General features: G+C 71.4%; 15 protein-coding genes and 3 tRNA genes. 9 read left to right on the top strand and 9 right to left on the bottom strand.

The window, feature by feature from the left end; translation table 11 throughout:
* Positions 1-626 precede the first annotated feature (626 nt).
* The 8 genes from AB0B97_RS07325 to AB0B97_RS07290 form a co-directional block, all read right to left on the bottom strand.
* Positions 627-700: transfer RNA gene (locus AB0B97_RS07325), tRNA-Phe, on the bottom strand.
* Positions 701-799: 99 nt separating this feature from the next.
* A tRNA-Asp gene (locus AB0B97_RS07320) sits at positions 800-873 on the bottom strand.
* 31 nt (positions 874-904) lie between these two features.
* A tRNA-Glu gene (locus AB0B97_RS07315) sits at positions 905-977 on the bottom strand.
* 150 nt (positions 978-1127) lie between these two features.
* Positions 1128-1928: a polysaccharide deacetylase family protein gene (locus AB0B97_RS07310; protein ID WP_357491396.1), complete on the bottom strand. Its 801-nt coding sequence runs from the start codon at positions 1926-1928 to the stop codon at positions 1128-1130.
* A 74-nt stretch (positions 1929-2002) separates the two neighbouring features.
* Complete coding sequence (locus AB0B97_RS07305) at positions 2003-2947, bottom strand: MerR family transcriptional regulator (RefSeq protein ID WP_357492073.1); 945 nt, start codon at positions 2945-2947, stop codon at positions 2003-2005.
* On the bottom strand, positions 2937-3557 hold the full coding sequence (gene idi / locus AB0B97_RS07300) for an isopentenyl-diphosphate Delta-isomerase (protein ID WP_357491394.1): 621 nt from the start codon (positions 3555-3557) through the stop codon (positions 2937-2939). The genes AB0B97_RS07305 and idi overlap by 11 nt, the downstream gene beginning before the upstream one ends.
* A complete protein-coding gene (crtI, locus tag AB0B97_RS07295) occupies positions 3554-5035 on the bottom strand; it encodes a phytoene desaturase family protein (RefSeq protein WP_357491392.1) in 1482 nt (493 codons plus the stop codon). The genes idi and crtI overlap by 4 nt, the downstream gene beginning before the upstream one ends.
* A gap of 28 nt (positions 5036-5063) precedes the next feature.
* Complete coding sequence (locus AB0B97_RS07290; protein ID WP_234583184.1) at positions 5064-6206, bottom strand: polyprenyl synthetase family protein; 1143 nt, start codon at positions 6204-6206, stop codon at positions 5064-5066.
* 64 nt (positions 6207-6270) lie between these two features.
* Between AB0B97_RS07290 and AB0B97_RS07285 the strand changes: the two genes are divergently transcribed.
* Together AB0B97_RS07285 and AB0B97_RS07280 are read left to right on the top strand one after the other, a co-directional pair.
* The gene (locus AB0B97_RS07285) at positions 6271-7194 is read left to right on the top strand and encodes a phytoene/squalene synthase family protein (RefSeq protein ID WP_234583185.1); all 924 of its coding nucleotides are present in this window, start codon (positions 6271-6273) and stop codon (positions 7192-7194) included.
* Positions 7191-8513, top strand: a complete 1323-nt coding sequence (locus AB0B97_RS07280; protein ID WP_357491389.1) for a deoxyribodipyrimidine photo-lyase — start codon at positions 7191-7193, stop codon at positions 8511-8513. The genes AB0B97_RS07285 and AB0B97_RS07280 overlap by 4 nt, the downstream gene beginning before the upstream one ends.
* 12 nt (positions 8514-8525) lie before the next feature.
* Here the strand turns inward: AB0B97_RS07280 and AB0B97_RS07275 are convergent, their stop codons facing one another.
* Positions 8526-9602 carry a serine hydrolase domain-containing protein gene (locus AB0B97_RS07275; RefSeq protein ID WP_357491387.1) on the bottom strand — a complete coding sequence of 359 codons (1077 nt, stop codon included), beginning with the start codon at positions 9600-9602 and terminating at the stop codon, positions 8526-8528.
* Positions 9603-9692: 90 nt separating this feature from the next.
* On the opposite strand from AB0B97_RS07275, the gene AB0B97_RS07270 reads away from it, so the two are divergent.
* From AB0B97_RS07270 to AB0B97_RS07240, 7 genes are all read left to right on the top strand, one after another.
* Positions 9693-11168 carry an FAD-dependent oxidoreductase gene (locus tag AB0B97_RS07270; RefSeq protein WP_357491385.1) on the top strand — a complete coding sequence of 492 codons (1476 nt, stop codon included), beginning with the start codon at positions 9693-9695 and terminating at the stop codon, positions 11166-11168.
* A 95-nt stretch (positions 11169-11263) separates the two neighbouring features.
* Positions 11264-12268 (top strand): LacI family DNA-binding transcriptional regulator, encoded by a 1005-nt coding sequence (locus AB0B97_RS07265; RefSeq protein ID WP_357491383.1) that lies wholly within the window; start codon positions 11264-11266, stop codon positions 12266-12268.
* Between the two features lie 346 nt (positions 12269-12614).
* Positions 12615-13994 carry an extracellular solute-binding protein gene (locus AB0B97_RS07260; protein WP_234583190.1) on the top strand — a complete coding sequence of 460 codons (1380 nt, stop codon included), beginning with the start codon at positions 12615-12617 and terminating at the stop codon, positions 13992-13994.
* Positions 13995-14123: 129 nt separating this feature from the next.
* Positions 14124-15032 (top strand): sugar ABC transporter permease, encoded by a 909-nt coding sequence (locus AB0B97_RS07255; RefSeq protein WP_234583191.1) that lies wholly within the window; start codon positions 14124-14126, stop codon positions 15030-15032.
* Positions 15033-15043: 11 nt separating this feature from the next.
* Complete coding sequence (locus tag AB0B97_RS07250; RefSeq protein ID WP_234583192.1) at positions 15044-15931, top strand: carbohydrate ABC transporter permease; 888 nt, start codon at positions 15044-15046, stop codon at positions 15929-15931.
* A 142-nt stretch (positions 15932-16073) separates the two neighbouring features.
* On the top strand, positions 16074-17696 hold the full coding sequence (locus AB0B97_RS07245) for a glycoside hydrolase family 13 protein (protein WP_357491381.1): 1623 nt from the start codon (positions 16074-16076) through the stop codon (positions 17694-17696).
* A 146-nt stretch (positions 17697-17842) separates the two neighbouring features.
* The gene (locus AB0B97_RS07240) at positions 17843-20749 is read left to right on the top strand and encodes a discoidin domain-containing protein (protein ID WP_357491379.1); all 2907 of its coding nucleotides are present in this window, start codon (positions 17843-17845) and stop codon (positions 20747-20749) included.
* The last annotated feature ends 168 nt before the right edge of the window (positions 20750-20917 follow it).

Below are 20917 nucleotides of genomic sequence, written 5' to 3'. Positions count from 1 at the left end.
CCAGGGCGGTGGCGGCCAGGGCGGTGGCGGCCGAGGCGGCCAGGGCGGTGGAGGCCAAGGCGGCCAGGGCGGTGGTGGTGGCCAGGATCGCGGCTGGCAGGCCGGCGGTGACCAGCAGGGTGGCGGTGGTGTTTCGAGTGGGGCGCATGCCGCAGCTCAGAGTGCGGCGCAACTCGCCGAGCAGGCGGGAGAGACCTTGCGGCAGGCCGGGCGCAGCGTGTGGGAGGCGATCCAGAGCGGGATGGCCCAGCACCGCCAACAGGGCCGCCACGACCAGTGATCATCGTCTCGGTGCGGCCGACGCGCTTGATCGACTCGGGTTCGGCGATATCGGGGTATCCCGGTGGCCGCGATACCCCAACTTCGGCGAAAGCGAGTCGATCAACGGCCAGGCCGGGCGATCAAGGGGCCAGGCGGGACGGTCGCGGGCCAGGCCGGGCCATCGGGGCGGGCCGGGCCGTCGCGGGGCAGGCCGGGCGATCGCGGGCCAGGCAAGCCGATCGCGGGCCCAGGCCGGGCGATCGAGGGCCAGGCCGGGCGATCGTGGGGCCAGGATGCGGCGGGAAAGCAGAACGCCGACCGCGTCTCCGCTGGTCGGCGCTCCTGTAGCCCGGCGAAAGGCTATGTGGCCAGGGGCGGGGTCGAACCGCCGACCTTCCGATTTTCAGTCGGACGCTCGTACCAACTGAGCTACCTGGCCGCGTTGCTCGGCTCATGCTACCCGCCAACCGGATGAACCGCTGGCAGGGTCACCTGCTCCGATACGCAGAACGCCGCGCGAGGCGCGGCGTCAGCGCTGCGGTCCTGACGGGACTTGAACCCGCGACCTCCGCCTTGACAGGGCGGCGAGCACTCCAACTGCTCCACAGGACCTAGCTTGTGTTGCTCCGGCTTGCGCCGGTCGTGCCCCCAACGGGATTCGAACCCGTGCTACCGCCTTGAAAGGGCGGCGTCCTGGGCCGCTAGACGATGAGGGCGGCCCCGCCATCATTGCACATTCGCAACTTCAAGCGGACTTGCTCCCATCCGGCCCCGCCGGAGGCTTGGAAAGCATACGTGATGCCGGGCTGGTCGACAAAACCGGTATCGCCGGGACCGTTGTGCACCGCATAACCGCAGGTCAGGGCCTATCTAGCGAGTCGGGTGATGCCGAAGCGGTGCTTCAGGTCGGCGATCATGTGCGGGCAGGCGGCGAGCGTCGCGGCCCGGTTTCCGCCCCCGTCGTGCAGCAGCACGATGGATCCGGGGCGTGCCGCGTTGTGGACCCGCTTGGCGATCGTGGCGGCGGTCGGCTTGTCCCAGTCCTGCGGGTCGACGGCCCAGTGCAGCGGGCGCATGCCGAGTTCCTTCGCCACGGCCAGAACCTCAGGTGTCCACCGGCCACCGGGTTGGCGGTAGAAGGACACCGGTGTGCCGGGAGACGCCGCCTGGATGGCCTTGTTGGTGCGGACCAGGTCGGCCTTGATGTCTGCCACCGGTCGGCGGGCGAGGTCGAGGTCGTGCCGCCAACTGTGGTTGCAGAGCTGATGCCCCTCCCGGACGATCCGCCGGATCAGTTCCGGGTGCCGCTGGGCTTCGAGGCCTACGACGCAGAAGGTGGCCGTCACGTGGGCCGACCGCAGTTGGTCGAGCACCTTCGGGGTCCAGGCCGGGCTGGGCCCGTCGTCGAAGGTCAACGCCACAGGCTTTACGCCGGTGGTGCGCCGCAGCCCGGCTGGGAGCTTCGGCGGCAGCGGTCGCAGGGGCGGCTTCGGCGGCTTGGTGTGGGTGGCGGTCGGCGACGGTGTGGGCGTCGTCGGCGCGGGCGGGGCGGTCGACTCGACGGGTGGCGACCCGGCTGCGGCGTGGATGGTGCTGTCTGGCTGAGCGCAACCGGACAAGACCAGCACCACGGCGAGGACGGACGCCAGGGCGGCGCGGGCTTGCATCTGTTCGCTCCCGGGGGTCGGGGCAGGCGGACGTCCCGACGGTAGTGGAAGCGGGTGGGGGACCGACAGGCCGGTCACGCCTCCCGGGACTGGTCCAGGGAGTCACGGACCGCCATCGCGAGCGAGACCGCCTCGGCCAGGTCGACCGGCCGGACCACCCCGGCGGGCAGGGTGTCGGCCCGCCAGCCGGGGCCGGCGGCGAGGATCAGCAGCGGGCGGCGGGGCGCGGCGAGCAGCGCGCTGAGCTGGGTCGGGTCGGCCGTGGCCCGGGTGTGTGACCAGAGCACGACGGCGGCCGGGCCGGTGCGGTTGACCGCCTCGACGAGGGCGGCCACCGGCACGCGGGCACCCAGCATCCGGTAGCTCACCCCGGCCTCGGCGAGCGCGGCGGCCAACGCTTCCAGGGGGAGGGTGTGCTGCTCCTCGTCGGCGCAGGAGAGCAGGATCCGGGCGGGGCCGCTGGGCGCGTTGGCCTGGCTGGCTGCCGCGAACGCCTCCGACACGCATCGGGAGACCAGGTGTTCGACCTCGATCAGGCCGGCGGTGGCGGCGTGCCGGTCGCCGATGCCGGCGAGCACGGGGCGCAGCAGGGTCTCCCAGGTGGCGACGACGCCGCTGGCGGCGATCGTGTGCGCGATGGTCTCGTTGATCGCCGCGGCGTCCAGGCGCATGGCGGCGCGGGCCAGGCCCCGGGCGGCCGGGCCGGCGCGGCCCACTCCGATGGCGCCCCCGCCGTCGCGCCCGGGCGGGCGGATCCGGCTGCGGGTGACGGTGTCCGCGGGCGTCCGGTCCGGTGCCTGCCGTGCCCACCGGGCCGCCTCGGCAGGGCTCACGCCCTCGGCGGTCAAGCGCCGCATGGTTTCGAGGCGAGCCAGGTCGGCGGGGGTGTACCGGCGGTGGTGGCCGGGCACGTGCTCGCTGGGCCCGAGCCCGTAGCGCTGGTGCCAGGTGCGCAGCGTGGTGACCGCGACCCCCAGCCGTCGCGCGACGGCGCCCGCGCTCAGCGCCTCATCGGCCACCCGGCCGCTCCGCCGCGTCATCCGCCGACGATCCGGCCGGGTTCATGGTCGAGCCGGGGGCGCCCGACGGGGTGCCCGAGGGGCGCAGCAGTCGGTTCACCACCCCGCCCAGCCAGGGTGCGTACGACCGGGGGTCGCGGTCGAGTTCGGCCTCCAGGGCGGCCGGGTCGGCCCAGCGCAGCTCGGCCACCTCGTCCGGGTCGGGTCGCAGCGGGGCGGCGGGCAGGAACTCGCCGCGCAGGACGTGGTCGTACTCGAACTCGACGCGGCCGGAGGTCGGGTCCTCGGCGTAGTAGACGTAGACGCCTACCTCGGTCAGCTCGACCGGGCCGGTGCCCAGCTCCTCCTTGAGCCGCCGGTTGGCCGCCTCGGTCAGCGATTCGCCGGGTCGCGGATGGCCGCAGCAGGAGTTGGCCCAGCGCAGCGGGAAGCGGGTCTTGACCGCGGCCCGTCGTTGCAGCAGCACCTGGCCGTCCGGGTCGATCAGCAGCACCGAGAAGGCCCGGTGCAGCTGCCCCGGTGGCTGGTGGGCGGCGGCGACCGTGGTGTCCCCGCGGGCCTGCCCGGCGTCGTCGACCAGCTCGACGAGGTGGTCCTCGCGGCTCGTCATCGGCCTTCTCCGGTGATCCGGCCGGCGGCCAGTTTGCCGGAGATCAGCACCATCGGTACGCCCACGCCCGGCTGGGTGCCGGAGCCGACGAAGACCACGTTCGACAGGTCGCGGTGCAGGTTCGACGGGCGGAACGGCCCGGTCTGGAAGAGGGTGTGCGCGGCGGCGAACGGGGTGCCGGCGGCCATCCCCTGTTCTGCCCACTCGGCGGGGGTGATCGCCCGCAGCACCTCGACGCCGGCGCCGAAGCCGACGTACCCGCGCTCCTCCAGGGTGCCGATCAGTTGGTCGCCGTAGCGCTTGGTCAGGTCGCCGCGCCACTCGAACGGCGCCCGGTCGAGGTTGGGCACCGGCGCGAGCACGTAGTAGGTGTGCCGGTCCGGTGGGGCCACCGACGGGTCGGTCCGGCTGGGGTTGGTCACCAGCAGCGACGGATCGGTCATCAGCTCGCCCCTGCGGATGACCTCATCGAAGGTGCCCTTCCACGCGCGTCCGAAGTGGATGTTGTGGTGGGCGATCTTCGCATATCCCTGTCGTGAGCCGACGTGCAGGACGACGCAGGAGGGTGAGTAGGTGAGGCGTCGCGCGGGCGCGGCGGGGAGCAGGTCCCGGTAGGCGACCGGCAGGTCCGGGTTGAGCACCACGACGTCCGCGGGCACGAGCTCGCCGTCGGCGGTGAGTACGCCGGTGGCCCGCCCGTTCGCGGTCTGCACCTGGGTCACCGTCGTGTCGTACCGGATCTGCACGCCGTGCTTCTCGGCCGCGCCGGCCATCGCCCGGGAGACCGCGTGGATGCCCCCGCGGGGGAAGTAGACGCCGGCCACCGAGTCGAGGTACGCGATGACCGCGTAGATGGCGAGCGCGTCGTGCGGGGCGAGCCCGGCGTACATCGCCTGGAAGGAGAAGATCCGCTGGGTACGCGGGTCCCGGAAGAACTGGTTGATCTTCGTCTGGAGGCGGCGGAAGGCCCCGCCGGTGAGCAGCTTGAGCAGGTTGCCGGTGATGAGGTCGGTGGGCGCGTCCAGGTTGCGCTCGATGAAGTCGGCCCGCTCCAGTCGCCACAGCTCCCGGGCGTAGTCGACGAAGCGCAGGTAGCCGTCGGCCTCCCGGGGCCCGCAGACCCGGGAGATCTCGGCCGCCATCCGGGTGGTGTCGGTGAGCACGTCGAGGGTCGAGCCGTCCGGGTAGTACGCCCGGTAGGCCGGGTCGAGCGGGGTCAGGTCCAGCCAGTCGCGCAGCTCCTCGCCGACCGCGCCGAGCGCCTCGGCGATGAGGTCGGGCATGGTGAGCACGGTCGGGCCGGTGTCGAACTCGTACCCCTCCACGGAGAGTCGGCCCGCGCGTCCGCCGGGGACCGGCTCGCGCTCCAGCACCGTCACCTGTCGGCCGCTGCCGGCCAGGTGCAGCGCGCAGGCCAGCCCACCGAGCCCGGCGCCGACGACCACCACCCGGTCCGTCCGTCCCGTCACCGTCCGCACGTGACCACCTCCTCGTCAGAATCGCTCATCAGGCCCGCCGGCTGGTGGCGGCGGTGGCCAACCCGGTCAGCGCGGTACGCGCCGTCCGGTCCACGGGTGCGCTGTCGAGCGCGGCCAGGGCGTCGCCGACCCGCTCGGCGATCATCCGCTCCACGCGGGCCACCGCGCCGGTCTCGGCGACCAGGTCAGCGAGCCGGTCGACCGGCTGACCGTCGGCCTGCTCCAGGGCCCGGAGCTGGCCGGGCGTGGCCAGTTGCCGCGCCAGCATGAGCAGCGTGGTCGGCTTGCCGGTGCGCAGGTCGTCGCCGGCCGGCTTGCCGGTAGCCGCCGGGTCGCCGTAGACGCCGAGCAGGTCGTCGCGGAGCTGGAAGGCCTCGCCGACGGCCAGGCCGTAGCGGGTGTACGCGGCGACCAGCGCGGTGTCGGTGGTGACCCCGGCCAGGAAGGCGCCGAAGAGCAGCGGTCGCTGCACCGTGTAGCTGGCGGTCTTGTAGCGGGCCACGCGCAGCGCCCGGTCGACCGACCAGCTGGTCGGGTCGTTCTCGCCGAGCACGTCCAGGTACTGCCCGGCGACGGTTTCAACGCGCATCTGGTCGTAGCAGCGGCGGACCTCGAACAGGCGGGCCGGGGTGATGGTGGCGCGGGCGAGCAGCTTGTCGGCCCAGACCATGCAGAGGTCGCCGATGAGCACGGCGGCCGCCTCGCCGAACCGGCCCGGGTCGCCCCGGTGGCCGGCGGCGACGTGCTGCGCGGCGAGCGCGACGTGCGCGGTGGGCCGGCCGCGGCGGGTGGTGGAGGCGTCCATCACGTCGTCGTGCACCAGCGCGAACGTGTGCAGCAGTTCGAGGGCGGCCAGCGCGGGCAGGACCGGTGGGAGGGGCTCGGTGCCGCCGACCGCCCCGCGCCAGCCCCAGTAGGCGAACGTGGACCGGATCCGCTTGCCGCCGACCAGCACGGCCTCGCGCGCGGCGGACGCGAAGCCGCCCATGGCCGCGTCGATCTCGGTGAGTGCGTCGACCTCGGCGGTGAGGAAGGTGGAGAGGGTCTCGTCGACCGCCGTGATCAGGTCCTGGGTGTACGCGGCCAGGACGGCGCGGACCGGATCGTCCCTGTCGCCCGGCCCGGTCGGCGCCATACGGGTCGCGTTGCCCGCTACTGCGTCGTTGGCCATGTTGGCGAGCGTACCCTAGGGTACGAGTTGCGTCGATTGGTGCGTCGATAATTGAGGAGGGCCGGTGGACACGGATCTCACCGCTGCCTACGAGCGCTGCCGTGAGCTGCACAAACGTCACGGGCGTACCTACTATCTCGCCACCCGGTTGCTTCCCGCGTGGAAACGACGACATGTACACGCCCTCTACGGCTTCACGCGATACGCCGACGAGATCGTCGACCGCACCGAGGACCTGCCACCGGCCGAGCGAGCCGCCCGGCTCGACGACTGGGCCAGCCGCTTCGTGGCGGGTCTGCACGGTGCGCCGGTCGACGACCCGCTGCTGCCGGCAGTGCTGCACACGATCGCCATCTTCGACCTCGACCGCGACGACTTTGCGTCGTTTCTGAAGAGCATGGCGATGGACCTGACCGTCACGTCGTACGCGACGTACGACCACCTGCTCGACTACATGGAGGGCTCGGCGGCGGTCATCGGCACCATGATGCTGCCGATTCTGGGCAGCACCGATCCGGCGGCCGCCCGCGAGCCGGCCCGCCAGCTCGGCTTCGCCTTCCAGCTCACCAACTTCATCCGCGACGTCGCCGAGGACCTTGACCGGGGTCGCACCTACCTCCCCGACGAGGATCTGGCGAAGTTCGGCGTCACCCGCGAAGACCTGGCCGAGGCCAGCGCCCGCGGGCGCGGAACGTCCCGGACGCGCGAGCTGATCGAGTACGAGGTGACCCGGGCCCAGGCGCACTACGCCGCCGCCGCGCCCGGCATCACCATGCTCGCGCCGGCGTCGCAGGCGTGCATGCGCACCGCGTACGCGCTCTACGGCGGCATCCTCGACGAGGTGGCCGCGCAGGACTACGACGTCTTCACCCGCCGGGCCCTGGTGCCGCAACGGCGGCGGATGGCGGTGGCCGCCCGCGCCCTGCTCACCTCGACGGGTACCCCGGTCACGATCCCCGGGCCGACGGTCCAGCCGGCGGCCCGGTGACGGCGGGCACCGCGATCGTGCTCTTCACCCGCGACCTGCGGGTGCACGACCACCCGGCGCTGGCCACCACCTGCGCGGCGTTCGACCGGGTGGTGCCGCTGTACGTGCTCGACCCGGCTCTGGCCGGGCTGTCGGCCAACCGCACCCGGTTCCTGCACCAGGCGCTCGCCGACCTGCGCGACGCGCTGCGTGAGCGCGGCGGCGACCTGGTGGTGCGGCGCGGTGACCCGGTGGCCGAGACGATCCGGTTGGCCGGCGAGGTCGGCGCGACAGCTGTGGCGCTCTCCGCCGACGTCAGCCGCTGCGCCCGTCGCCGGGAGCGGCGACTGGGCGCCGAGTGTGAGCGGCACCGGTTGCGCCTGCGGCTCTTTCCGGGCCTGACTGTCGTCGAACCGGGTGCGTTGCGACCCGGCGGCGGCGACCACTACCGGGTGTTCAGCCCGTACCACCGGGCGTGGTCGGCCGCGCGGTGGCGCGACGAGTTGGCCGCACCCCGCCGGATCGCGCTGCCCGACGGGATGCGCGTGGGTCGGTTGCCGGCACCGCCGGCCGGGGAGTCGCCGGACGCGGCGGTCGGCGGCGAGCGGCCGGCCCGACAGCGGCTCACCGAGTGGCTGCCCGAGCTGGGCCGGTACGACGACAAGCACGACGACATGGCCGGCGACGACACCTCCCGACTCAGCCCGTACCTGCGCTTCGGCTGCGTGTCCCCGCTGTCGGTGGCCAACCGTGCCGGCGACCGGTCCGGGCCCTTCGTCCGGCAGGTCTGCTGGCGCGACTTCTACTACCAGGTCACCGCCGCGTTTCCGGAGATCTCGACGGCCGCCTACCGGCGGGGCGCCACGGAGGAGTGGCGCTACGACGACGACGCCCTGTCGGCCTGGGCCGAGGGTCGGACCGGAATGCCGATCGTGGACGCCGGGATGCGGCAGATGCGGGCGCAGGGTTGGCAGCACAACCGGGCGCGGCTGATCACCGCCGGCTATCTCACCAAGCACCTGGGGCAGGACTGGCGGGCCGGCGTGAAGGTCTTCTTCCGCTGGCTGCTCGACGGGGACGTGGCCAACAACTCGGGCAACTGGCAGTGGGTCGCCGGCACCGGCAACGACACCAAGCCGTACCGGGGGTTCAACCCGGTCCGGCAGGCCGAGCGGTACGACCCGGCCGGCGACTACGTGCGCCGCTGGGTGCCGGAGCTGTCGCAGGTGCCGGGCAAGGCCATCCACCAGCCGTGGAAGCTGCCCGACGACGTCCGCCGCACGGCGGACTACCCGCCGCCGTTGTCCGTGCCCGGCACCGATCCGGTCTGGCTGCGGTGAGGCGTCGGTGCGTCAGAGCACCGAGTGCAGGGCCTCGGCCAGCTCGTCGACCCGGTCGTGTTCCGCGAGCTGCGCCGTGACGTACGCGAGGGCGTAGCCGCGTTCCGGGTCGGCCCACGCGCTGCTGCCACCGAGCCCACCCATGCCCCAGCTGCCGTCCGGCTCCCACTGCATACCCAGCGTCCACCGGACCCGGCGCTCCAGCACCAGGTCCGGTCCGTCGTACTGGACCCGGGTGGCCTCGTCGACGAGGCCGGGGCTGAAGAGCCGTACGCCGTCCAGGACGCCACCGGCCAGCAGGCCGGCGTAGAGCCGACCCAGGCCGGCGGCGGAGGCGTGCAGGTTGACCGCCGGCATCTCGGCGCCCCGCCACAGGGTGCTGTTCAGCACGGCGAGGTCCAGCCCGCCCGCCGGGTTGCCCATCGCCCGGGCTCGCAGTGAGCCGGGCTCGCCGAGCTTCCGGCTCGGCCACTGTGGGTCGCCGTAGCGCAGGTCCGCGCACCGCCGCTGGTCGGTCGCGGTCAGCCCGAAGCCGAGGTCGAGCCGCCACGGGCCGGCGATCTCGTCGGCCAGGAAGCGGCCCACGCCGCGGCCGTCGACCCGACGGACCAGCTCGCCCACCAGGTGGCCGTACGTCCAGGCGTGCTCTCCGGCCAGCGACCCGGGCAGCCACTCGGGGTCGGCGGCGGCCAGGTCGCCCGCGAGCAGCGCCCAGTCGGTGATGGCGGCCGCCGGCCGGGGCACCGGAAAGGCCGGCAGCCCGGCGGTGTGTGACAACACCTGCCGCACGGTGGCCGGGGTGCGGAATTCCGGCCAGTACCTCTCGACGGGCGAGTCGAGGTCGACCTGCCCCCGGTCGACGAGCAGCAGCAGACACAGCGCGGCCACCGGCTTGCTGACCGAGTAGACGTTGACCAGCGTGTCCGGCCGCCACGGTCGGCCGGACGGCCCGTCGGCGGTCCGGGAGCCGCCGACCAGGTCGAGCACCGGCTGACCGTCGTACCAGACGGTCAGGCCGGCGCCGGACTCCCGGCCGGAGGCGAGCAGGTCGTGGAAGCAGTCCCGGACGGGGTCGAAGCGTGCAGGCATCGGATCACCGTAGGCGGTCCGACGGGGTGGGAGTGCCGACTTTTCCGGACCCCGGTGGTCGGGGTGGGGCCGCTGGGGGATGCTGTTCCGATGGCGGAGCCGGAGCTGGTGGATGTGGTCGTGGTGGGGCTCGGGGTCGGCGGCGAGGAGGTGGCCGGGCGGCTCGCCGAGGCCGGCCTCACAGTGGTCGGCGTCGAACGGGACCTCGTCGGCGGCGAGTGTCCGTACTGGGGCTGCATCCCGAGCAAGATGATGATCCGGGCCGCGAACGCGCTGGCCGAGGCGCGTCGTGTCGACGGGCTCGCGGGCACGGCGCAGGTCCGGCCGGACTGGGCGTCGGTGGCGAAGCGGATCCGCGAGGAGGCCACCGACAGCTGGGACGACAGGGTCGCGGTCGAGCGGTTCACCGGCAAGGGCGGCCGGTTCGTCCGGGGCAGTGGCCGGCTCGACGGCCCGGGTCGGGTCCAAGTCGGTGACCAGGTGTTCCAGGCCCGGCACGGTGTCGTCCTGGGCACCGGCACCCGGCCCTCGGTGCCGCCGCTCGACGGCCTGGCCGACACGCCGTACTGGACCAACCACCAGGCGATCGAGGTCGAGCACCTGCCCGAGTCGCTGCTGGTGCTGGGCGGGGGCGCGATCGGGCTGGAGCTGGCCCAGGTCTTCGCGCGCTTCGGCGTCCGCGTCACGGTGGTGGAGGCGCTGGATCGGGTGCTGGCCGTCGAGGAGCCCGAGGCGTCCGAGGTGGCCGCCGCAGCGTTGCGCGCCGACGGCGTCGAGATCCACACCGGTGTACGGGCGGAACGGGTCGAGCACGACGGTGACCGTTTCACGCTGCGCGGCGGCGGTGGGGCGGAGTTCACCGCCGAGCGGCTGCTCGTGGTGACCGGCCGCCGGGCGCACCTGGAGGAGTTGGGGCTGGACACGGTCGGTGTGGACGCCACCCAGCGCTACCTGCCGGTGGACGACCGGCTGCACGTCACCGACGGCATCTGGGCGGTGGGCGACCTGACCGGCGAGGGGGCGTTCACCCACATCGCCATGTACCAGGCGGGGATCGTCGTGGCCGATCTGCTGGCCCACGCCCGGGAGGCGAAGGCGGGGGCCGACGCCAGCGGGACCGCCAGCGTCGTCGGCGGCGCGATGGGCGCTTCCAGTTCGCTGGCCGCGAGCGGGTCGAGTGGTTCGGCCGGCACCGTGCCGCGCGCCGACTACCGCGCTCTGCCCCGGGTGACCTTCACCGATCCCGAGGTCGGGGCCGTCGGGCTGACCGAGCAGCAGGCCCGCGAGCGCGGTATCAACGTGCAGGTCGGGTTCACCAAGCTGGGCAGCTCGACCCGTGGCTGGATCCACCAGGTCGGTGACGAGGGTTTCATCAAGCTCATCGCGGATGCCGACCAGGGCGTGCTGATCGGCGCGACGTCGGTCGGCCCGGCCGGTGGCGAGGTGCTGTCCGCGCTGGTGGTGGCGGTGCACGCGGCGGTGCCGTTGAGCCAACTGCGACACATGATCTACGCGTACCCGACCTTCCACCGCGCCATCGAGGACGCGCTGCGCAACCTGTCCTGACGGCGCTGAACGGTGACGAGGCACAACAGCGTGACAGCAAAATCCGACCATTCTACTGTTCATTTCTTTCATTCAGGTGACGTACGATTGCGGCCGTGACCAAGCGGTTGACTGAAGTTGCCAAGAAGGCGGGCGTCAGCGAGGCCACCGTCAGCCGGGTGCTCAACGGCCGGGACGGGGTCTCCGAGACGACCCGGACGGCGGTGCTGACCGCGCTGGACGTGCTCGGCTACGAGCGGCCGACCAAGCTGCGCGGGGAGCGGGCCCGGCTGGTCGGGCTGGTGCTGCCCGAGCTGCAGAACCCGATCTTCCCGGCGCTCGCCGAGGTGGTCACCGGGACCCTTGCCCAGCGGGGCTACACCCCGGCGCTCTGCGCCCGCACCATCGGTGGCGTGTCCGAGATGGACTACGTGGAGATGCTCCTCGACCACCAGGTCTCTGGCGTGATCTTCGCGGGTGGCTCGTACGCGCTCGCCGACGCCAAGCACGACCACTACCGGCGGCTCACCGATCGGGGCCTTCCCGTGGTCCTGGTTAACGCCGGTGTGGACGAGTTGGGCTTTCCCCGGGTCTCCACCGATGACGCGGTGGCGGTGGAGCAGGCGTACGGACACCTGCGTTCGCTCGGCCACGAGCGGATCGGGATGGTGCTCGGCCCCGAGGGGCACGTGCCGTCCCGTCGCAAGCTGGACGCCATGGTCCAGGCCGCGGGTTGGGGCGACGCCGAGCGGGAGTGCGTCGAGCGATCCAGCTTCTCGATGGAGGGCGCGCGGGTCGCCGCGACGAAACTGGTCGAGCGCGGCGTGACCGGCATCATCTGCGCGAGCGACGTGCTGGCCCTGGGCACCATCCGAGCCGCCCGGCGGTTGGGTCGCGCGGTGCCGGCGGACATCTCGGTGGTGGGCTTCGACGACTCGGCGTTCATGACCTGCACCGACCCGCCGCTGACCACCGTGCGGCAGCCGATCGAGACGATGGGGCAGGCCGCGGTGGACCTGCTGGTCACCCAGATCGAGGGTGCCGGCGTCCTGCAGGACGAGCTGCTGTTCGAGCCGGAGCTGGTGGTTCGCGGCTCCACGGCGCCCGCGCCCGGCCGCTGAGCGTGCCCCTGTCGTACTAGACCGACCGCCCACCGGCCGTCGACCGCTTCCCGCGGTCGGCGGCCGGTTTTTCGTGGTCGTCCGCAGCGCGGCGATCACTGCCGGATCACCCGTGGACCAGAGCGGCCGGAAAGCCATCAAACCCGGCGCAAAACACGTCACTGTCGGTGTCTGCCGTAACTATGTCGTGTCTTTTCAAAACCCCGTCGACACCTTGCTGAAATGAGTCGCCCTCGTTACAGTGACTCCACTCACACCTGGCTCCGGCGCAGCTACAGGGCGTCAGGTCGCATCACCGCAGATCAGCGCATCTCATGGAGACACCCGTTCCCGAAGGGATGGACAGATGTCCGTACCGCAATACCGAAGGGCTGCGGCGCTGGCGCTCGTGGCCGGCCTGGGGTTCAGCCTCACGGCATGCTCCACGAAGAGCGACGACAAGGACACGACCGCCGGCGGCAAGGTCACCATCACCGTCGACTGCCAGCCGGTCGGCGCCCAGAAAGAGCTGTTGAAGAACTGGAACGACGACGTCGTCGAGTTCCAGAAGCAGAACCCGGACATCGTCGTCAAGAGCGTGAGCGTCGGCGAGCAGTGCAACAACCCGCCGGACTTCACCGCCCGCCTCGCCGGCGGCACGGTGACCGACGTGTTCTACGGGTACATGACCGATCTCCAGCAGGTGCTCGACTCCGGCCAGGCGATGGACATCACCGGTGTCGTCAACAAGGACACGATCCCCACCTGGGACAGCGTCGACCCGGCGCTCAAGGAGGCCTTCACCGACGGCGGCAAGCTGTACGCCGTCCCGGTGAAGAACTACTCGATGGGCCTGGTCTACAACAAGGTCCTGTTCGAAAAGGCCGGGCTCGACGTCAACAACCCGCCCAAGACCTGGGCCGACGTCCGGGCCGCCGCCAAGAAGATCTCCGCCCTCGGCAACGGCATCGCCGGCTACTCCGAGTACAGCGCCGGCAACACCGGCGGCTGGCACTTCACCTCGCTGCTCTACTCGCAGGGCGGCCAGGTGCTGACCCCGGACGGCAAGAAGGCCGACTTCAACAACGCGATGGGCAAGCAGGTCCTGCAGAACATCAAGGACATGCGGTACGGCGACAACAGCATGGGCTCCCGCCAGCTGCTCCAGTGGGGTGACCTGCTGACCAACGCCGGCGCGGGCAAGGTCGGCATGTTCATCGGCGCCCCGGACGCCACCCAGGCGATCGTCAGCCAGTTCCAGGGCAAGTTCCAGGACTGGGCGATGGCTCCGCTGCCCGGCCAGGACGGTCCGGCGAAGGGCACGCTCGGCGGCGGCGAGGGCTACTTCTTCAAGAAGGACCTCTCTCCGGAGCAGGTCAAGGCCGGTCTGAAGTGGATCGCCTACCAGAAGCTCACGCCGGGCAAGGGTCAGTTCGACTACGTCCGGGCCAAGCCGCAGAACTACCCGGTGGGTCTGCCCCAGCCGTTGCTGTTCGCCAACGGCAGCGACGCGCAGAAGCAGGAACTCGAACTGCGTAAGGCGAACGCGAACGTCGACACCGCGAACTTCGCGATCTTCGAGGCGACCCCGGTGCCGATCAAGGGTGAGCCCCGCAACGCGCAGGCGATCTACGCGGTCCTCGACGCCGCGATGTCCGGGGTGCTGACGAACCCGAACGCGAACATCGACGCGCTGCTCAAGACGGCCGAAGAGAAGGTCAACCAGCTCCTGGCCGCCGAGAGCTGACCGGCAGGTGTGGGGGCCGGTCAGCCGGCCCCCACACCCGGCGCCGCACCGTCCGCGTCACTGACTTCCGCAGGAGTTGCCTTGGCGATCACCGCCGTCCCCCAGGCCCCCAGGAAACCGGGTCGCCCGATGTCGCCGTACGCGACAGGGCCGCAGCGCACGAGCCTCGGCCGCAAGGTACGGGACAACCTCACCGGGCACGCGTTCCTGATCGGCGCCGTGCTCTGCTTCGTGGTCTTCTCCTGGTACCCGATGGTCCGCGGCATCGTCATGAGCTTCCAGCGGACCAGGCGTGGCGAGACGACCTGGGTGGGCTGGGACAACTACTCCCGTCTCATCGCCGACCCCAGCTTCTGGCCCGCCTGGAAGAACACGCTCTACTTCACGGTGCTCGCGCTCGTGCTCGGCTACGCGGTGCCGTTCTTCGTGGCGATCCTGCTCAACGAGTTCCGCCACGCCAAGGGATACCTGCGGGTCCTGGTCTACCTGCCGGTCATGCTGCCGCCGGCCTCGGCGCTGTTCCTCTTCAAGTTCTACGCGTACGACCCCAGCGAGGCGGGGCTGTTCAACGCGATCCTGAAGGCACTGCACCTGCCCACGTCGCAGTGGATGCAGTCGCCGGAGATGACCATGCCGGCGATGGTGATCGCGTCCACCTGGATGAACATGGGCGGCGCGGTGCTGATCTACCTGGCGTCGTTGCAGAACATTCCCGGTGAGCTGTACGAGGCGGCGGAGCTCGACGGCGCGGGGATCTGGCGGCGGATCCGCCACGTCACGATCCCGCAGACCCGGCTGATCCTCGCGCTCCTGGCGATGCTGCAGATCGTCGCCACGATGCAGCTCTTCATCGAGCCGCTGATCCTCGCCAACGGCGCGGGCGCCGAGGATTCCGCGACCTCGGTGGCGTACCTCATCTACCAGCACGGGTTCTTCCAGAACGACCTCAACGGCGCCGCCGCGCTGGGCGTGATCATGCTCGTGGTGCTGGCCGGCTTCTCCGCCGTCTACGTGCGACTGACTGCGAAACAGGACTAGGACGGCGGCCAATGGCACAGGATTCCGGTACCCGGACCCTCATCTCCCACTCCCAGCTGAGCCGGGGGCGCGGCAAGGTCATCTACTGGACGCTGCTCGTGGTCGTCGTCGCGGGTTTCACGCTCGTCTTCCTCGGGCCCCTCTACTGGATGGTCACCGGCGCGCTCAAGTCCGGCCAGGAGATCGCGCAGACCCCGCCGTCGCTGTTCCCGAAGGACCCGCAGCCGCAGAACTACATCGACGCGTGGAACAACCTGGCCCTGGCCAAGCTGCTGTTCAACACGTTCTACTACGCCATCGGGGCCGTGCTGTTCCAACTCGTCCTCGACAGCGCCGCCGCGTACTCCCTGTCGAAGCTCCGGCCGATCTTCGGCAACACGATCCTCGCCCTGATGCTGGGCACCCTGATGATCCCGGCGATGGTCCTCATCGTTCCGCAGTACGTGACGGTGCTCGACCTGCCGATCCTGCACATCAACCTGCTCGACTCGCCGTTCGCGATCTGGCTGCCGATGGTCGCGAACGCCTTCAACATCTTCCTGTTGAAGCGGTTCTTCGACTCGATCCCGGAGGAGTTGATGGCCGCCGCCCTGATGGACGGGGCGTCGTCGCTGCGCACGCTCTGGTCGATCATCCTGCCGCTGTCGCGTCCCATTCTCGGCGTCGTCTCGATCTTCGCCGTGACCGCGGTCTGGAAGGACTTCCTCTGGCCGAAGCTGGTCATGCCGTCGCCCGAGACCCGGACGGTGAGTGTCGGCATCTACACCTTCGCCGGTGGTACGCCGATGAACGTGGTGATCGCCGCGTCGGTCATCGCCGCCATCCCGACTGTCATCATCTTCCTGATCTTCCAACGGAACATCATGTCCGGTCTGACCACGGGCGGCATCAAGGGATAGCCCACGACCGCATCTACCCGCGCGACGAACGACGACAGTTCGTCCCGACACATATCTCCCTGCGGCGAACCCGCCGACGTACTGACGCAGAAAGCAGGTGCTCGTGTCCACAGCTGACAGAAGTCCGTGGTGGCGTGGAGCCGTGATCTACCAGGTGTATCCCCGCAGCTTCGCCGACGGCAACGGCGACGGCATCGGTGACATCGCCGGCATCCGGTCCCGGTTGAACCACCTGTCCGCGCTCGGCGTCGACGCGATCTGGTTCAGCCCCTGGTACCCGTCGCCGATGGCCGACGCCGGGTACGACGTGTCCGACTACCGCGACATCGATCCGGTCTTCGGCACGCTCGCCGAGGTGGAGGCGCTGATCGCGGAGGCGCACGACCTCGGCATCCGGACGATCGTCGACGTGGTGCCCAACCACTGCTCCGACGCGCACCCGTGGTTCCAGGCCGCGCTGGCCGGCGGCCCGGGAGCGCCCGAACGGGACCTGTTCTGGTTCCGTCCCGGCCGGGGCCCGAACGGTGACCAGCGGCCCACCGACTGGGTCGGCGAGTTCGGCGGCGAGACCTGGACCCGCACCACCAACCCGGACGGCACGCCCGGTGACTGGTACCTGCACCTGTTCGCGCCCCAGCAGCCGGACTTCAACTGGGAGCACCCCCGGGTGCGGGCCGAATTCGAGGACATCCTGCGGTTCTGGTTCGACCGGGGCGTCGACGGCATCCGGATCGACTCCGCCGGTCTGCTGGTGAAGGACGGGACGCTGCCCGAGGTCGAGCCGGACCGGCCGCACCCGTTCCACGACCTGGACGGGGTGCACGACATCTACCGGGGCTGGCGTCGCGTCGCCGACGAGTACGCCGACCGGGCGCTGATCGGTGAGGTGTGGCTGCCGGACCGGCAGCGGTTCGCCAACTACCTGCGCCCCGACGAGCTGCACGCGGCGTTCAACTTCGACTTCCTCGGTTGCGCGTGGGACGCCTCGGCGCTGCGCGAGAGTGTCGACGGGACGCTCAGCGCGCACGCGCCGGTCAACGCGCCGGCCACCTGGGTGCTCTCCAACCACGACGTGACGCGGCACGTCACCCGCTACGGCCGGGCGGACACCACGTTCAGCTTCGCTGCCAAGCGCGAGGGGATCCCCACCGACCTGGAGCTGGGCACCCGCCGGGCCCGGGCCGCCGCGCTGCTGTCCCTGTCGCTGCCCGGCGCCGCCTACGTCTATCAGGGCGAGGAGCTGGGGCTCTGGGAGGTCGAGGACATCCCGTACGCGCTGCGGCAGGACCCGATGTGGGAACGCTCCGGTCGGATCGACCCCGGTCGCGACGGCTGCCGCGTGCCGCTGCCCTGGGCCGGTGACGAGCCGCCGTTCGAGTTCAGCCCCGAGGGTGCCGCCGCGCCGTGGCTGCCCCAGCCGGCCGACTGGAAGGACCGCACGGCGCTGGCGCAGACCGGCGACGCGGCCTCGATGCTGGAGCTGTACCGGGCGGCGATCCACCTCCGGCGGGCCGAGGCGGCGCTCGGCGACGGTGAGCTGACGTGGCTGCCCGCCCCGGACGGGGTGCTGGCGTTCAGCCGCGGCGGTGGCTTCCGCTGCCTGGTCAACCTCACCGACGGTGCGGTGCCGCTGCCCGCCGACGGGGAGTTGCTGCTGGCCAGCGGCCCTCTCGACGACGGTCTGCTGCCGTCGGACACGGCCGTCTGGCTGCGTACCCCCGAAGAGGTGGACGGACCGCGCGCGGACGCCGCCGCCCTGACCTGATCCGACCGACGTGGTGCCGGCGGTCCCGTCCCGACCGCCGGCACCGCACCACCCGCGCACCGCGCCCGAGGAGGGAGTACGAGGGACCGCCACGCCGCACCGACACGGGGGACCTGGCCTGCCTGACGAAAGGGAGAGCGCAGCTCATGGCCGACCACACCACCGCCACCCCGCACCACCTCCGACACCCGGTGCGAGCCGGGCTGGCCGCGATAGCCGCCACCCTGCTCGCCGCCACCTCGCTGACCGCCCTCGCGGTCACCGGCAGCGCCACCCCGGCCTCGGCGGCGGGGTTGTCCCCCTTCGACATCTCCGGCCGTGGGGCCACCGTCCCGTTTCTCGAACAGGAAGCCGAGAAGGCCGTCCACAACGGCACGAAGATCGGCCCGGACCGGCGCTACGGCACGCTGCCGTCGGAGGCGTCCGGCCGCGAGGCGGTCACCCTCGACGCCGTCGGCGAGTACGTCGAGTTCACGCTCACCGCCCCGGCCAACGCGGTCACCTTCCGGCACAGCCTGCCGGACAGCCCCTCCGGCACCGGCCGGGACGCCGCCCTCGACCTGCGGGCCAACGGCACGCTGCTGAAGTTGGTGCCGGTAACGTCGAGGTACGGCTGGTACTACGGCGGATACCCGTTCAACAACAACCCGGGCGACACGAACCCGCACCACTTCTACGACGAGACCCGGACGATGTTCGGCACCACCTACCCGGCCGGTACGAAGATCCGGTTCCAGGTCTCCTCGACCGCCCAGTCGCCGTCCTTCACGATCGACCTGGCGGACTTCGAGCTGGTCGCTCCGGCGATCGCCAAACCCTCCGGTGTCATCGACGTGGTCACCGATTTCGGCGCCGACCCGAGCGGCGCGACCGATTCGACAGCGAAGTTCCAGGCCGCGGTCGACGCCGGAAAGGCCCAGGGCCGCGCCGTCTGGATCCCGACCGGCACGTTCACCCTCTGGGACCACGTGGTGGTCGACGGGGTGACCCTGCGCGGCGCGGGCCCGTGGTATTCGGTGCTCGGCGGGCGGCACCCCACCGACCGCAAGCGGGCTGCCGGCATCTACGGCAAGTACGTCCCCGGCGGCGGCTACACGGGTGAGATCCGGTCGCACGAGGCCGGCGGGCCGAGCCGCAACGTCACGCTGCGGGACTTCGCCATCATCGGCGACATCCGCGAACGGGTGGACGAGGACCAGGTCAACGCCCTGGGCGGGGCGATGACCAACTCGGTGGTGGACAACCTGTGGCTGGAGAACACCAAGGTCGGCGCCTGGATGGACGGCCCGATGGACAACTTCACCATCCGCAACAGCCGGATCCTGGACCAGACCGCGGACGGGGTGAACTTCCACACCGGCGTCACCAACTCGACGGTGACCAACACGTTCGTGCGCAACACCGGCGACGACGCCCTGGCGATGTGGGCGCAGAGCGTGCCGAACGTCAACAACTCGTTCACGCACAACACCATCGGCGTGACGCTGCTGGCGAACCACCTGGTCAGCTACGGCGGCCGGGACATCAAGATCACCGACAACGTGACTGCCGACTCGCTCACCAACGGCGGTGGCATCCACGTCGCCAACCGCTACCCGGGCGTGCAGGGTGACACCGCGGTCCGGGGCACCTGGACGATCGCCCGGAACACGCTGATCCGCAACGGCAACTCGGACTACAACTGGAACTTCGGCGTCGGGGCGATCTGGTTCTCCGCCCTCAACGAGGCGTTCAGCCAGGCCACCATCAACATCACCGACACCGACATCCTGGACAGCTCGTACGCCGCGCTGCACTGGATCGAGGGCCAGACCAGCGGGATCAACCTCACCAACGTACGGATCGACGGCGCCGGCACGTACGCGCTCCAGGTGCAGGCGCCCAGTCAGGTGTCGTTCACGAACGTGCGGGCCACCAACATCGCGCAGAGCAACCCGATGCACAACTGCGTGGGCGGCGGCTTCCAGATCACCCAGGGCTCCGGCAACTCGGGCTGGTACACGTCGACCCCGTACTGCGGCCCGTGGCCGGAGCCGCAGTGGGGTGGCGGCCCCAGCACCCCGCCGACCACCGGCCCCACCACCCCGCCACCGACCACCGCACCCCCGACCACGCCGCCCCCGACCACGCCGCCGCCCACCGGCGGGAACCTGGCGCTGAACCGGTCGACGACCGCGACCAGCACCAACCAGAGCTACACGGCGGGCAACGCCGTCGACGGCAACGCGGCCACCTACTGGGAGAGCGCCAACAACGCCTTCCCGCAGTCGATCACCGTGGACCTGGGTGCGGTCCGCTCGGTCGACCGGGTGGTGCTCAAGCTGCCCGCCGGCTGGGAGCAGCGCACCGAGACGCTGTCGGTGCTGGGCTCCACCGACGGCTCGTCGTACGCCACGCTGGCGTCGTCCGCCGGTCAGGTCTTCGCCCCGGGCACGGGCAACACCGTGTCGATTCCGCTGCCCTCCGGTGACCGCCGCTACGTCCGGGTCACCGTCACCGGCAACACCGGCTGGCCGGCCGCCCAGCTCAGCGAGGTCGAGGTGTACGGGGGAACCGCCACCACGCCGCCGCCGACCACCGCACCCCCGACGACGGCCCCGCCGACCACCGCCCCGCCGACGACGCCCCCGCCCAGTGGCAACCTCGCCGCCGGACGGTCGATCACCGAGACCAGCCACTCCGACGTGTACGCCGCGCCCAACGCGGTGGACGGCAACGCCAACACCTACTGGGAGAGCGCCAACAACGCCTTCCCGCAGTCGCTGACGGTGGACCTGGGCGCCACCCGTTCGGTGTCCCGGGTCGTGCTGAAGCTGCCGCCGTCGTCCGCGTGGCAGACCCGTACGCAGACCCTGTCGGTGCTCGGCTCCACGAACGGCTCGACCTTCAGCACCCTGAAGTCGTCCGCCGGCTACACCTTCAACCCGGCCAGCGGCAACACGGTCACCGTGACCTTCACGGCGACCAGCCAGCGGTACCTGCGGCTGACCGTCACCGGCAACACCGGCTGGCCCGCCGGCCAGCTCAGCGAGTTCGAGGTCTACTCCAGCTAGGCCGACGGCCCCCGCCCGAGCGGGGCGGGGGCCACCGGTCGGGAGCCCGGCGCAGCGCGGCGCCGGCCCGCCCACACCCGTCCCGCACCGCACCGTCCCCCACCTGTCGCGGCACGACGGGCGTACCCCTGCACCCGTCACCGGGCAACGCACCCCACACCACCCCCG

The sequence above is a fragment of the Micromonospora sp. NPDC049004 genome (assembly GCF_040649315.1).
Taxonomy (GTDB): Bacteria; Actinomycetota; Actinomycetes; order Mycobacteriales; family Micromonosporaceae; genus Micromonospora.
This window is presented reverse-complemented; position numbering and strand designations above follow the sequence as displayed.

Bases quoted from the DNA above. Each gene is read 5' to 3' on its own strand.
- AB0B97_RS07310 (WP_357491396.1), bottom strand. From the start codon at position 1,928: ATGCAAGCCCGCGCCGCCCTGGCGTCCGTCCTCGCCGTGGTGCTGGTC.
- idi (WP_357491394.1), bottom strand. From the start codon at position 3,557: ATGACGAGCCGCGAGGACCACCTCGTCGAGCTGGTCGACGACGCCGGG.
- AB0B97_RS07290 (WP_234583184.1), bottom strand. From the start codon at position 6,206: ATGGCCAACGACGCAGTAGCGGGCAACGCGACCCGTATGGCGCCGACC.
- AB0B97_RS07275 (WP_357491387.1), bottom strand. From the start codon at position 9,602: ATGCCTGCACGCTTCGACCCCGTCCGGGACTGCTTCCACGACCTGCTC.
- AB0B97_RS07270 (WP_357491385.1), top strand. From the start codon at position 9,693: ATGGCGGAGCCGGAGCTGGTGGATGTGGTCGTGGTGGGGCTCGGGGTC.
- AB0B97_RS07260 (WP_234583190.1), top strand. From the start codon at position 12,615: ATGTCCGTACCGCAATACCGAAGGGCTGCGGCGCTGGCGCTCGTGGCC.
- AB0B97_RS07255 (WP_234583191.1), top strand. From the start codon at position 14,124: ATGTCGCCGTACGCGACAGGGCCGCAGCGCACGAGCCTCGGCCGCAAG.
- AB0B97_RS07250 (WP_234583192.1), top strand. From the start codon at position 15,044: ATGGCACAGGATTCCGGTACCCGGACCCTCATCTCCCACTCCCAGCTG.
- AB0B97_RS07240 (WP_357491379.1), top strand. From the start codon at position 17,843: ATGGCCGACCACACCACCGCCACCCCGCACCACCTCCGACACCCGGTG.